The organism is Fibrobacter sp. UWB3 (assembly GCF_002210405.1).
Taxonomy (GTDB): Bacteria; Fibrobacterota; Fibrobacteria; order Fibrobacterales; family Fibrobacteraceae; genus Fibrobacter.
The window spans coordinates 121,293-134,427 of record NZ_MWQJ01000008.1; the positions used below are offsets into that span (position 1 = coordinate 121,293).

Consider the following 13,135-nt stretch of genomic DNA (forward strand, 5'->3'; position numbering starts at 1 on the left):
ATTCCCGTTTCCTCAAATATAGTCAAATTTCTCCGATTTTACTATATCTTGTGTCCGAGGTCGAACCACACCCACAAGATGTAGGTCGACATCACTACAAGTATAATAAATCTTAGTCCAATTTGGAAGACTTTTTGCACGTAAGATGTAATTTTTTTGTAATATATCCTCAACTTATCAACAAGAAAAAATAATGAACAATCAAATCACAATTCTTCTATCGCATCCGAACATTTCTAACTCCATGTTCAACAAACACTTAGTGGATATCAACAGAAAAAATCCCAATTTTGTGTTTCACCACCTTGACAAAAACCGGGTTAATGGCTACTTCGACCTGGAGGCCGAAAAAAAATTGTTGAGGGAGTCCAAGGCGATCGTTTGGCAGTTCCCTATATATTGGTACAACTCCCCCTCGAGCTTGCGCGACTGGCAAGACCAAATTATGAGCCCGATTGTGTACAGCGCCGACAACTTCTTGAAGGGAATGCCCGTGCGCGTTGTATTTACTGCAGGCGCCGCCGCAGAACACTACACCCACGAAGGGCTGAACCGCTACACCGCCGAAGAAATGCTCATCCCGTTCGAAATGACCGCAAATGCCGCCGGCATGAAGTGGTTTAAGCCGCTCGGCTTTTACGGTTGCAGCCCGGATATGACAAAAGCCGCCCTTGATAAGGCGGCCAAGGAATATGAAGAAAGTTTGTTAGAACTACTTTAATTCATAAACGACGCGGACAGATGCACTCACCTCGACGGAGTCGGCAATCGCCGTTTCGTCGGGAGCGGCGGCGCCGTCCATCATGGCATTTGCCGCAAGCATGACGCCCTTGGCGCGGTAGACGCGGTTGTACTGGTTGTAGATGATTCCACCACCTTCGCTATTAATCTGGAGAACGCGACCGAGCTTGGCGCCAACGCCTTCGGCGTAATCGTTAGCCTTGGCTGTCGCCTTTTTACCCGCCGCCTTGATAACTGTAGACTGCACCGCATCGACATCCTTGAGCTGGGCGGACGTGCGCTGGATTTCGACATCCGGTTCCGAAGAAAGCGCCTGCACGAGAGCGGCTGCATCAATCTTACGGTTCACCGTAATCACAAAGCTCTGCGTAGCCACGTAACCGACGAGTTCACGCTTGCTATTGCGATAAGACCACTCCTTGTGAATTTCAACGCTGTTCTGTTCCACGTTGGATTGCGGAATTTCAAGCGATTTCACATTCTCGAAAATCACGGAACGGCGTTCAGCCAAGCGCTTGGAAACCGATTCCTTGTCCTTGCCGCGAATTTCAAGGCTAAAGCCCATTTCGAACTTGTCGGCGGCAAATTTCTTGGTTTCCGTTGCCGAGACTTCGATGCGCGGGACCTCGAGCGCAACCGAGCCATTGGACGTAGCCACAGGAACAGCAGCCGGTTCCGCCTTCACGACGCGGATGAGAACGCACACGCAGACGATCAGCAGTACGAGATAGATGATGTTAAGCAATTTTGAGATCATCGTTAAGCCCTCTTTTTAATGTTTTGAATTTAAAATAGTCATTTTCCAGACGGAAAACCAACAAAATTACTGGATCCTTCGTCGGAGTTTACCCCGGACTTGTTCCGGGGCTCAGGATGACAGGATGCACAAAAATCATCCCCAATAAAAAACAATTTTACGTTCGTTTCACCAAAACAAGATTTGCCACGAAATTCACGACAAGCGCCACTACAATGGTGGTTGTCATGCTAATGAAGGGCATCCACGGCCAGCTGAATATTTTTTCAAAAACGGCGGGCACGCCAAAGGCGGGGATTCCCTGGATAAGTACGAGGCTTATCATGCCGCAAATAACGGCGACAATCACGACCCAGGCGCGTAACGCTTTTTCTGCGGTTCCAAAAATCTTGTCTGCAAAGAACGCGAGGAGGAACATGCCGAGAAGCGGACCCGTGAAAAGACCTGTAAAGAAGATCGCATTTTTGAGGAGGCTCCCCTGCTGCGTTGCGGCAAAAAGCGCAAAGAACACGCCGAGCACGCCCCAGACGACCGTCCAGATTTTAGCACGCTTGAGCCCGCCCATTCCCATCGATTCATCCCAGCCGAGGAAGTCGCGCTCGGACGTATTGCTGAGAGAATTGATGGCGCCCGAAAGACTGCTCATCGCCGCTGCACAAATGGCAGCGACAATCAAGCCCGTCACACCAGACGGAAGCGCATTTACAATAAAGTACGGGAACACGTCATTCTGCCCGACACTCCCAGGAAGAGGTGCCACCTGCGAGACTTTGTAATAAACAAAAAGTGCAGCCCCCACCCAATAGAAAAGAATCGAAACAGCGCAACCAAGCACCATTGAAAGCACACTTGAACGGTTCGCCGCCTTCACATCCTTGCAGCTGAGGTAGCGCTGCACAAACTGCTGGTCGCAACCGCGAATGGCAATTTCAAGAATCACGTATGCAAAACCCGCCGAAATAAGCGTTCGAGCATCAGAAATATCCATCGAAGGATTCCACCAACGCGTCTTGCCCGCTTCGCTGGCGAGCGTCGCCATTTCACCAAAGCCACCCACTTGATTTGCGATAATCAAAAGCACAAGCACGCCACCGCCAAAGAACACGCAGAATTGCATCACGTCGGTCCAGATGACCGCCTTGATGCCGCCAAACCACGTGTAGAAAATGGCAATCGCCGCCGAGACGATAATTGCAAGTTTCAAGTCAATGTGCAAAATCTGTGCAAGCACAAGCGAAGGCGCGTAAAGCAAAATGCCCGTGCGGAGGAGCAAATGCAAGCAGTAAAAAATCGCAGCCAAACGGCGCACCGAGCGGCTCCCAAAACGCACTTCGAAAAGTTCGTAAGCGCTCGAAATGCCAGACGTGCGGAAGCGTGGAATGAACACAACGCCCACGACCACAATGCTAAGGAGCGCACCGATCTGGAACATCAAAAAAGTCATGTCGTCGCCGAAAACATCGGCAGGTGCGCCAAGGAAAGTCGTCGCACTCACGGAAGTCGCAATGAGGCTAATGCCCACGGCCACCCACGGCATCGAGCCGCCACCGAACATGTATTCCTTGAGGTTCTTGTTGCCGCGAGAAACCCAGAGCCCAATCGCTAAGGACAAGAGCAAGTAAGCGAATAAGACAAGCCAATCAAGTGCTGTGAACATTTTTAGATATTAAGTTGTAGGTTTTAACAATAACGTCATTCTGAGTCCTTTGGGACGAAGAATCCAGTTATTTCTAGCGAACAATTTTACTGGATCCTTCGACTTCGCTCAGGATGACAGCTTAAGATGACATTTCATCTAAGTTCTAATCTCCCACCGCTTCGGTTTCAACGGTTTCAAAACGCACGACCTGGTTACGGCCGCCATCCTTTGCCTTGTAGAGAGCCTGATCCGCATTGTTCACGGCCTTCTTCATATCCGAGAATTCCGGTTCCACAAGGAAGGCGCCAATGCTTACCGTCACGCGAAGCGGGTCCGTCAAGTGCACGTTGAATTCGAGCTTGCCCACCGCCTTGCGGATGCGTTCAGCCGTTTCAATCATGCCTTCCGGAGTCGTATCGATAAGAGCCACCACAAATTCTTCGCCGCCATAGCGAGCAACAACGTCTATTTCCTTGCGGATTTCACCGCTAATCGCCGTTGCAATACCTCTGATGACTTCATCACCCACCGGATGTCCATAAGTATCATTCACTCTCTTGAAGTGGTCAATATCCATCATCAAGACACCGATATTGTACTTCTTGCGATCGGCACGAACCTTTTCGGTGCGGAGAGCTTCTTGCAGAGAGCGGTGGTTCATGAGTCCTGTAAGGCCGTCGCGCGTAGCAAGATCCTTGTCCTTTTCAACCTGGAGTGCACGGGCATAAGCAAATCCAGCGACCCCGGCAAACGCCTTGAGGAGTTTCTTTTCGTGATCCTGATAGCGGTTGGTGTAACGGCTTTCAAGGCAAATGGCAAGTTCTGCAGTCCTTGCATCCGGTTCAGAAGCGACCGGCATTACAAACAACTGACGAAGTTCCATATTGCGCTTTTCGGAATCGTTCAAGCGCGGCACATAATCGGCATAGCCCGAGGTAAACGAACGGAATACCGGGCGGTTCCTCATAAGAGCAAGCACAAAGATGCCCTTATCAGACAACGTAAACTTCTTATCGACAAACTGTTCCGAATCCATACCGACGCAGTAAACAACGCGGCCAGAACCTTCTTTCTGATTGTCGAGCGCAAGAATCGTCAAACGGTCAAACGGCATGTTTTCCTTGACGTATTCGAACATCTGCTTGTAGATGTCCTTGACCGTCATGGTCTGGAAGAACTTGCGCTGGTAGCGGTAAAGCACGCTGAACTGCTGCTGTTCAATGTAATTCTGAGCCGAGACAAAGCTCTTGAAGCTCACCATGTACATCGCATGCGAAATAAACGTAAGAGCCTGGGCTTCGGCAGCCGTAAACGCATTCGGATGCAAGGAGTCCACAAGAATGACACCCAGGCGGCGTTCTTCACGATCCAAGAGAGGCACACCGACCAACGAGCGAATCATTCGATTTTCGATGTAATACGTAAGGCGCTTTCCAACGAGCAAGTCGCCTTCCAAAATGCGAGATACTTCAGGGCGCAAGAGCTGGCTCAAGATGCCCATATTCTCGGTAATTTTTGCCCCCGTATCGATACAGTTCGGGATATCGCTTTGGAACGTTCTCAGACGATATTCATTTGCACTGCCGCCATTCGTAAAAATCGTAAGCGTATTTGCCTGCGGCATGAGCACCTTAAGGCAACGCAGCATATCGCCAAAAGCCTTGTCAACATCCGAATTTGCACGGGACCAAATCTGGTTTACACGGAGAGACGAATTAGGTTCGTTGGTCTCCAATTTTACATCATTCGTAAATTCATTGCGAATGTCCGGAGAGACTACCGGCGTAAGAGCCGTAGAACGCTTGCTGCTCTTGATGACCGGGAGCACAGACGTATTCGGCGGGAGACTCGGGCGGTTCATGACAGCAAGAGAAAACGCAACAACAGCAAAAGGAATCAGGAAAAGGAACATTCCCCCCTGAAATGCCAATCCCAGCAATGCACCGGCGACCACAAATAAAATCTCAGATACGGACATTTAAACCCTCTACAAGCGAAATGATCGGTATAACATGACAAACGCGAGACTGGCATAAATGAAGTGGCTGTTCCACGCGGCCCAGAATGGCGAGAGCGCTCCGTTTTCACCCATTTTAAGACCAATCCTCTCTAGAATATAATAGCTAAAAACAAGCAACAAGCCAACACCGAATTTCTGGGACAGGCCCCCTGAACGGCTATACCGGTGGCAAAGGGCAGCCCCGATCAAAAGGACAATCAAGTTCATCCAGTGCGCCGAATACTTAAACTGGAGAGCGGTCTCCATGGCGCGGGTTTCTTCGCCCGAACGCCGCAGCACATCAATACGTGCCTTGACCATCTTGGAATCCATTTCGTCGGCAAGCTGTCGTTCGTTAATCAAGTCATTCGGGTGCGTATTGATTCTGCCCTTCATGCTTTTCTGACGCACCGGCATCACATCGACGGAACCATCCTTTTTAAAGATACGATGGAAACCATTTTCGAACCGCCAAAAGCCAGCCCCCGTCACTGAATCCGTTTGAACCCAGCGGATTGTACGTACATCGTAACGTTCGACCAAGCGTCCTCGATCGCGTACAAGCAAGACCACGTCTCGCCCAGTTTTACTCTTACCCGAGTAATACTTGAAAAACCAGCTGTTTTTTTCGCTATCGATAAACGTGAAGTCCTGTTTTTCCTTGATGCGCGGATTCTTGCGTTTCTGCGCATTCGTCTCCATGATTTCAAATCGCTTGTGGTTTGCATCCGGGAGCCAGTGTTCACTCATTTCATACGAGCCAATCGACATGAGGACACCGAGGAAGAATATCGGGAGAAGCGTCTTGAACGGACTCTGCCCGGAACTCTGCATAGCGCTCATTTCAAGGTGGCGCGCCATATTACCCACGGAGGCAAGCACCGCGATAAACAATGCTACCGGGGTAATCAAGTACAAAATATACGGGAGGTAGCTCAAGTAGTAGTCGCCCACAGACTTCATTTCGCGGGCAGACCACGTTTTGATGTTACCGACAAAGTCAATCACCACAAATATGAGGACCGCACCGCAAACCACGATGAGGAACATCTTCAGGAAGTTCCAGATAAGGTATCTTGAGAATTTCATCCGAACCTCTTCGTGATTTTTCCAAAGATGCGCCCAATCTTCCTAAAGAATCGGAAGAACTTGGAATCTCCTGAGAAACGGTCTTTCACCATCACTCGCGTAAGGAATATGCCAAACACGCCGATAATGACATTCGAAATCCACATGGCAAGTTCCGGAGAAACAACCAGGCGGTCTGCAAGGTTTTCGCCACCGATAAGGCAAATCCAGTAGATGACGAAGAACGCAAGGCTATAGAGAATGCCAGTACCGATGCCACCCTTGCGCGCCATGATTCCGAGCGGAGCGCCAATCAGCACGAATACAAAACATGCAAATGCGGTGCTGAACTTCTTATGGATTTCAACCATGTACTGCGCAGCACGCTTGAGTTCACCTTCCATGCGGCCCCAAGCACGTTCCGTCGAACGAAGTGCGGCTGTTTCCTGGACACGCACTTTACGCAAGCTCTGCGCAAACTGCAATGAATCGCCCATCGGAATTCCCTTGGCATCTGCCGGGAGAATGCTATCGCCATTGACAAAATCGCGAATGCGCAAAAGCGTCGGCAAGCGGCGAGTCTTTGCCTGCACGGCAGCCGTATCGTAATTATTACGGGCATCCGTCACCACTTCCCACATCATCTCCACCGGCATTTCGCGGTCGCTACGGTAGCTTCTGCTACGGCGTTCCAAGCGGTCATCCACGTTCTGCATGGCCAAATCCTGCGAGAAGAAACGGATACGGAAATAATTGTCTACGTCATCCGGATCGACGAGATGCGTTTCACCACTGCGCAGGCGGAGCATGAGTGTCGCCCCGTTATCGACATAATCCATCGTAGCGCTATCGGCATAGACAATTCGCGGAGCGCCCTTCTTTTCCATTTCGAAAATCTGGATCCCGTACAGCGTCCCCGACACAGGGTCAATACGGTTCACCCACAGCTGAACGCCCGGGAACTGCGTAATAAGGCGCCCGGCATCGATAAACACATGCGGTTTCTTGCGAGAAACGGCGTTCATGAGTTCCACGGACCTGTGGTTAGCTTCCGGGAGCACCCAGTTATTGAACACGACCATCAACACAGAAAGCAAGAGCGCCACAAGCAACACAGGACGCATCAGCGACAACGGCGAAATACCCGCCGCCTTCACGGCCGTAATTTCCTGGTCTCCGGACATACGACCAAACGTCATGAGGCTTGCGACCAGCACCGCCATCGGGATGGACAGAGATAGCATCCACGCAAGGTTTAAAGCAAATATTTCAAGCACCGTAGATGCAGGCAAGCCCTTGGACAGCACATTGTCCAAGATTTTGACTAAAAAGTCAACTACGAACAAAAAAGTAATGCCAAAGAGCGAAGCCAAAAAAGGACCAATAAGCTCTTTCAAGACATAGCGGACTAAAATCATTTTTCTCTAGAGTCGTTTTTTTCTACTTTACAGCATGAAAGTTAGAATTAACCAAAGAAAAAAAATGAAAAAAGTTTTCAAGAGTACCCTGTTCGTTCCTCTTTTCCTTTATATGGCAACTATGATGGGTTGTTCTACAGCCTCTTCTACCAAAATGACACACACAGAATGGTGCAAGACTCGCTACGAAGCCGCAGAAGAACTCTACAAGGCTAAGAAGTACGGCAGAACAGTCGAAAAACTAGAAGAAATCCTCTCTACCTGTGCAGGGTCAGGCTACATGGAACAGGCCCAGTTCTTGCTCGCCGAAAGCCAATTCAACCTGGAGCACTGGATTGAAGCCCGTGGCGAATACGGAAGCTTCATCGTGAACTTCCCGGGTTCCCCATTTGCAGAAACCGCAGAATTCCGCAAGGCAGTCTCTTCGTTCAACATGGAATACAGAATCGATCGCGACGAATCCAACACGACGACCGCCATGAAGGACTTTGAGCGCTACCTCGCAAACCACCCGAATACGCCGCTCCGCGATTCCGTCAACTACTATTATAACCTCCTCGTAGACCGCGTGGCCGAGAAGGAATTCCAGACAGGCCGTCTTTACTTGCGCATGGAAAAGCCGCAGGCAGCCGTCATTTACTTCAAGGAATACTTGGAGACCTACCCCAAGGCAAAGCACCGCCAGGAAGCTTTGTTCCTCATTTCGGACGCCTATACGGACCTCGACCAGTTTGACCCGGCAAGGCAATACCTCGCCATCGCCCAGAACGAAGCAGACAAGGACGAGAAAATTCTGAAGCGCATCAACAAGGCCAATGACAAAATTGCAAGCGCCGAAGAATCCTACGAAAAGCGCCTCAAGAAGGAATCCGAAAAGAAGCGCCTCCAGAAAGAAGAAAAGAAATTGGCTGAATAGGCAAACGGATGAAATTCAAGTCCAAAATAGTTTTCACCCTCCTTACGTCATTGCTAGTTTCAGCAACGACCTTTGCCGCAAGTGAAGAAAAACTGGACCACGACAATTCCATCCTATCTGTATTCGTACAGCCCTCCATTTCTTTTTTAAGCTTTGAAGAGCGTAAGTACTTCCAAGATGCCATCGACACCATCTATTATGGTTTTAAGGCGAACGCCGTCAACAGAGCCGAATCCTTGAATGTCGCCAAGCAGGACTTTCAGAAGGTGAACTTTTGCTTCCCTGTTACGGCGGGAATCCAGTGGCAATTTTTGGAAGACCACTTTTTGAGTACCGGTATCGGTTTCATCTACGACAACGAATCTGTCGTTTTGACCGACCGCAGGAGTGGCACGCATAGTTACGAATACACACTGCAAGGCGTTCCGCTTTTCCTCGAATACCGTTTTGCATTGCCCAAGAACTTCATAACGCTTAGCACAGGCGGACTATTCAGCATTGCCGTCCGTTGGTACTGGGCCTTGCCAGGAACAGAGATCTACACAACCTGGGGCTATCTGGGCGCAAAGACCCCAATATACGGTTCTGGGTTTGGCCTGAGCGTTGGTTACCTTTTTGCTACCTGGAAGAACTTTAAGCTTTATGGCGATATTGGGTTCAATTCCATTTCAGTGGAATCCGAAAAAAACTTCTCGGACATTGTCCCGAACGGTCCCAAGGAAAAAGCAAAGTGGAACCTGGGTGGAATACAGTTGCAAATCAGAGGCTCTTTTGGATTCTGGAACAAGCCTGAACCCAAGGATGACGACGACGATGATGATGACGACGGAGACAAGAAACCCAAAGTCACAATTATCGACGATACAAAAAATTCAGCAAAAACCGCCGTTCAGGATAGCGCAAAGATTGATACGAGCGTAGTCCGTGACACGTCCGCAGTTCAAGATTCATCTGCCGCACAAGATTCTTCATCTGCTGCACTAGATTCCGCGAAAATCGACACAAGCGTTGTGCAGGATTCTGTTGGAACTGCGCCGAAAAATACGCCCGCACCTCAAGACGCGCCTAAAAAGAACGCAGATCCTGCAAACGTAAAATCAAAAGGTGACTGATGAGTTTTTGGCCAGGGGAAAAATTGCGTTATGCAGAAACGCATTTTAAGTTCAAGCTGCCCTGGTCGCTCCTTTACAAGCCGTGGCCCGAAATTATTTTCGATGCGCCATTCCAGTTTGTGCCAGGCGTCGAGCCTTACCTCTGGATTGTCGTGCGGGACGCAGACCATTTCCCGACAACAATTAAAAGCGCGGAAATCGTTCTAAAAGCGCGGACGCAAAATGCGCAGCAAACACAAGACGTGCCACAGCCGGACATCATCATTTGCAAAGAATTGAATATCGAAGTCCGCGAGCAGATGAGATTCATTCCGCTTGCGCTTGGGAAAATTCCGACAGGCACATACGAAGCGCATTGCAAACTGACCGTAGAACGCGAAGGCAAATCGCAAACGTTTGAACGTTGGAACTTGCCGAGACTTAAACCCGTCCCGCTCCGCTTTAAAGTCTTGAACGAGACGCCCCCCATCGCCCCCGGCTACGCCGCGGGCGAAATGCACTGCCACACGCACTACTCCGCAGACCATGTGGAATACGGCGCCACGCCAGAAGTTTTGCAGCTCGCCGCCAAAGCGGTTGGGCTCGACTTTGTGAACTGCACGGACCACGCCTACGACTTTGCATTCACACAAGAAGATTACACCAAGGAAGCGGACTCGCCTGTACCGAGATTCCAAAAATTGCGCGAAGAAATCGCAGCGCTCCCAGTGAAAGATGAAAACGGAGGCGATATGCCGCTCATGCTCGCCGGCGAAGAAGTATCTGCCGGGAACAGCAAAGGCGAGAATGTACACATGACTGTTCTCGCCCCCGAAGGTTACCTCCCGGGGCTCGGCGACTGCGGCCGCTATTGGCTCGAGAACAGACCGACGCGCAGCATCAAGCAAATCCTGAACATGACCGAAGCGCACTGCTTCGCAGCACACCCGTTCCAGCAAATGGGAATGTTGGAAAAGTTCGTATTCCGTCGCGGTTACTGGAAGCCCGAAGATTTGCAACTGAAAAACAAGCATTCGATTCGCGGGCTGCAATTCTGGAACGGCATCCGCGATGAAGGCTTCAAGCTCGGCCGGGAATTTTGGATAAATGAGTTAGGCAAAGGCAATTATTTGCTCCCCATCGGCGGGAACGACGCCCATGGTGACTTGAACAGCATGACGGCTGTAGACTTGCCGCTCATATCGCTAAAGCACACCCGCGCACATACCTTCGGGAATGTCCGCACTGTTATAAAGTTAGACGACAACTGTATAAGGCGAGAGCCGCGACCAACGCAGTTGGGCATGACCGAGCCGAACAGTTGGGACTTGAGCGAAGCGAAAGTCCAAAGACGAGAGACGAGAGACGAGAGCGGTCCGACAACCATGTGTCATCCCCAATGTGTCATCCTGAGCGAAGACCGTCAGGTCGAAGTCGAAGGATCCAGTAAAGTCTCGCTGACTCTCGCCGCCATTAACGCAGCGTTCGCCGCCGACAACTGCTACATCACAGACGGTCCAGCCCTCTGGTGGGAACGCGACGATAACGGAATCACATTCCATGCCCGCAGCAACAAAGAAACCGGCGGAGGTTTCCGCTACGTCCGCATTTACGGACGCCGCATACAGCCAAACGGCAAGCTCGCCCCCGAAGAAGAAGTCATGATTGGAAGCCAAGTCGCGACTCCCGACCACGCCGACATCCCCGTTGCAACGCTCGGTTTCGCCTACGTCCGTGCCGAATGCGAAACGGCAACCGGCAAGTTTGCGCTCACATCTGCGGCACAGTTGCTCTAACAGCGTTTCAAAAAACGCATTAAACATTTGCTTTTGAAACGATTGCATGTTATTTTTTGAACAAAAGGGGAATCTAAAGTTTTGGGGTTTATAGTGAAATATTGCTCTTGGAGAATGTTTAAGGCTGTTTTCTCTTTTTGGCATGCAGTTTGCTTTTTAAATTCAACAGCCCCCTAAATCAGGAAGGTAGCCATGCCCCGCTTTATGTCGCCCATGATTCGCCGCAGACCGGATACAGACAAATTCGAAACAGAGTCACGCACAGTCGATACAAGCGAGTCGCGCGCAGTTCCGTCAGCATTTCAAGAATCCGCGCCATCCTCGACAGAACAAAGCATCGATTTTTCGCAGATTGCGCAGCCCTCGACTGAACAAGGCTCCGAGCAACTCGAAGAACAGCCTCAGATTCCGCCCGACGTCCGCATCAGCGAAGGCGGTTTCAGACAAATCCGCGACGAGAGTCTTGTGCTTTTGTCGCAAGGCATTACGCACCGCATCGAGCGCTCCGAAGAAGGCCCGTTCCAGATTTTCGTAGAGCCTGAAAAACGTCGCATGGCGCAATTCCAAATCCGCCTCTACCACCGTGAAAATCCACCGCGCGACGAGAACCCGCCACTTCCGCTAAAGTTCACGCTACACCCGCTCTGGGTGCTCGCCATTCCTATCGCTTGCACTCTATTGGACTTCTCCGACATTTCCATCCAGATGCACAACGCAGGCATTGCCGATGCATCAAAAATCTTGCGCGGAGAATGGTGGCGCACGATTACCGCCATGACACTCCATGCTGACAGCCGCCACCTCGCCAGTAATCTCGTCTCGGGATTCTTGGCGCTAAGCCTTTTGCACTACAGAATTCCACTTGCTAAGCTCGTGCCGTTCCTGGCAGTCGCAAGCGCCGTTGCCAACTTCTTCGTTGCACTCACAGTGCAGACAAGCTTCCGTTCGCTCGGCTTTTCCGGCTTCGTTTTTGCAACCATCGGTTGCCTCGCCGTCATCGAGTTCCGTCTCATGCCGCGCGAAACGCACGGCCTGCTCCGTCGCTTTGCGCCGCTCTGCGGCGCCGCCTCGCTCGCCGTATTCCTCGGTCTCGGAGAAAACGCCGACATTCTCGGGCACCTGTACGGATTTATCGCAGGCCTGCTTTGCGGATTTATCCCGACAAAAAAGACGCTCCGCTGGGGAGCGCCAACTGTCGCAACCGACATCTTTGGAGTCCTCGCCTACTACGCACTGTTCGCCATAGGCTGGACACTCGCCATTTAACAACAGGCCTACAGCGTCGATCCTGCTTTTGAATTTTTATCGTTTAGCTTTTTCAATTCAATAAAGAACTTTTCAACGACCTGTTTCTGAATACGTTTTTGCTCGTCTTCACTAAAATTGTGGTTACGCGATCTAAACTCAACTGCAAGTTGATCGCACTTCGCCTTATCGTACTCATGCGTCTCGCACTTGATTCCGCTATCGACCACATCGTTCACAAACTTTTCTGGGGAATCTCCACACGCAGTGAAAGATAATGACACGACGGCCACAATTAAAGCCCATAAAAATATTTTCATGGCCCACCCTCCCTTTTAGGTTGTGTATAAAATCAATATACTTTTTTTATAAGTCGTTGATTGTAAATAGATTTTTATGGTAAGCACATAAATAAAAAAGCCCGTCCCCGATAAGGAGACGGACTTAAATTTTTCAAAAATCAAC

11 protein-coding genes are annotated in these 13,135 nt (G+C 50.3%); 5 read left to right on the plus strand and 6 right to left on the minus strand.

Annotated features, from left to right (window positions below; all coding sequences use genetic code 11):
• Positions 1–193: 193 nt before the first annotated feature.
• Positions 194–721, plus strand: a complete 528-nt coding sequence (locus B7991_RS10300) for an NAD(P)H-dependent oxidoreductase (RefSeq protein ID WP_088630749.1) — start codon at positions 194–196, stop codon at positions 719–721.
• Here B7991_RS10300 and B7991_RS10305 read toward each other — a convergent pair.
• From B7991_RS10305 to B7991_RS10325, 5 genes are all read right to left on the minus strand, one after another.
• On the minus strand, positions 713–1,498 hold the full coding sequence (locus B7991_RS10305; RefSeq protein WP_088630750.1) for an SIMPL domain-containing protein: 786 nt from the start codon (positions 1,496–1,498) through the stop codon (positions 713–715). The two genes, B7991_RS10300 and B7991_RS10305, sit on opposite strands and share 9 nt — an antisense overlap.
• Before the next feature lie 157 nt (positions 1,499–1,655).
• On the minus strand, positions 1,656–3,155 hold the full coding sequence (locus B7991_RS10310) for a sodium:solute symporter (RefSeq protein WP_088630751.1): 1,500 nt from the start codon (positions 3,153–3,155) through the stop codon (positions 1,656–1,658).
• Between the two features lie 145 nt (positions 3,156–3,300).
• Positions 3,301–5,115, minus strand: coding sequence for a sensor domain-containing diguanylate cyclase (locus tag B7991_RS10315; RefSeq protein ID WP_088630752.1), 1,815 nt, complete (start codon positions 5,113–5,115; stop codon positions 3,301–3,303).
• A 9-nt stretch (positions 5,116–5,124) separates the two neighbouring features.
• Complete coding sequence (locus tag B7991_RS10320) at positions 5,125–6,225, minus strand: LptF/LptG family permease (protein WP_088630753.1); 1,101 nt, start codon at positions 6,223–6,225, stop codon at positions 5,125–5,127.
• Positions 6,222–7,622 carry an LptF/LptG family permease gene (locus B7991_RS10325; RefSeq protein WP_088630754.1) on the minus strand — a complete coding sequence of 467 codons (1,401 nt, stop codon included), beginning with the start codon at positions 7,620–7,622 and terminating at the stop codon, positions 6,222–6,224. Before B7991_RS10325 ends, B7991_RS10320 begins: the two co-directional genes overlap by 4 nt.
• Before the next feature lie 64 nt (positions 7,623–7,686).
• Here B7991_RS10325 and bamD point away from each other — a divergent pair, with 64 nt between their 5' ends.
• The 4 genes from bamD to B7991_RS10345 all read left to right on the plus strand — a co-directional run bounded on the left by bamD (position 7,687) and on the right by B7991_RS10345 (position 12,691).
• Entirely contained in the window at positions 7,687–8,538 is an 852-nt protein-coding gene (bamD, locus tag B7991_RS10330; protein WP_217898058.1) for an outer membrane protein assembly factor BamD, read from the plus strand.
• Positions 8,539–8,546: 8 nt separating this feature from the next.
• Positions 8,547–9,650, plus strand: coding sequence for a hypothetical protein (locus tag B7991_RS10335; RefSeq protein WP_088630756.1), 1,104 nt, complete (start codon positions 8,547–8,549; stop codon positions 9,648–9,650).
• A gap of 23 nt (positions 9,651–9,673) precedes the next feature.
• Entirely contained in the window at positions 9,674–11,425 is a 1,752-nt protein-coding gene (locus tag B7991_RS10340) for a PHP domain-containing protein (protein ID WP_254917935.1), read from the plus strand.
• A gap of 192 nt (positions 11,426–11,617) precedes the next feature.
• The gene (locus B7991_RS10345) at positions 11,618–12,691 is read left to right on the plus strand and encodes a rhomboid family intramembrane serine protease (protein WP_088630757.1); all 1,074 of its coding nucleotides are present in this window, start codon (positions 11,618–11,620) and stop codon (positions 12,689–12,691) included.
• Between the two features lie 8 nt (positions 12,692–12,699).
• Here B7991_RS10345 and B7991_RS10350 read toward each other — a convergent pair whose 3' ends face one another.
• Positions 12,700–12,990, minus strand: coding sequence for a hypothetical protein (locus B7991_RS10350; RefSeq protein ID WP_088630758.1), 291 nt, complete (start codon positions 12,988–12,990; stop codon positions 12,700–12,702).
• Between the last annotated feature and the right edge of the window lie 145 nt (positions 12,991–13,135).

What these genes read in the sequence shown, in the direction of transcription:
- B7991_RS10325 (WP_088630754.1), bottom strand. Translation starts at nt 7,622, where the DNA reads ATGATTTTAGTCCGCTATGTCTTGAAAGAGCTTATTGGTCCTTTTTTG.
- bamD (WP_217898058.1), top strand. Translation starts at nt 7,687, where the DNA reads ATGAAAAAAGTTTTCAAGAGTACCCTGTTCGTTCCTCTTTTCCTTTAT.
- B7991_RS10320 (WP_088630753.1), bottom strand. Translation starts at nt 6,225, where the DNA reads ATGAAATTCTCAAGATACCTTATCTGGAACTTCCTGAAGATGTTCCTC.
- B7991_RS10315 (WP_088630752.1), bottom strand. Translation starts at nt 5,115, where the DNA reads ATGTCCGTATCTGAGATTTTATTTGTGGTCGCCGGTGCATTGCTGGGA.
- B7991_RS10350 (WP_088630758.1), bottom strand. Translation starts at nt 12,990, where the DNA reads ATGAAAATATTTTTATGGGCTTTAATTGTGGCCGTCGTGTCATTATCT.
- B7991_RS10300 (WP_088630749.1), top strand. Translation starts at nt 194, where the DNA reads ATGAACAATCAAATCACAATTCTTCTATCGCATCCGAACATTTCTAAC.
- B7991_RS10345 (WP_088630757.1), top strand. Translation starts at nt 11,618, where the DNA reads ATGCCCCGCTTTATGTCGCCCATGATTCGCCGCAGACCGGATACAGAC.
- B7991_RS10310 (WP_088630751.1), bottom strand. Translation starts at nt 3,155, where the DNA reads ATGTTCACAGCACTTGATTGGCTTGTCTTATTCGCTTACTTGCTCTTG.
- B7991_RS10335 (WP_088630756.1), top strand. Translation starts at nt 8,547, where the DNA reads ATGAAATTCAAGTCCAAAATAGTTTTCACCCTCCTTACGTCATTGCTA.
- B7991_RS10305 (WP_088630750.1), bottom strand. Translation starts at nt 1,498, where the DNA reads ATGATCTCAAAATTGCTTAACATCATCTATCTCGTACTGCTGATCGTC.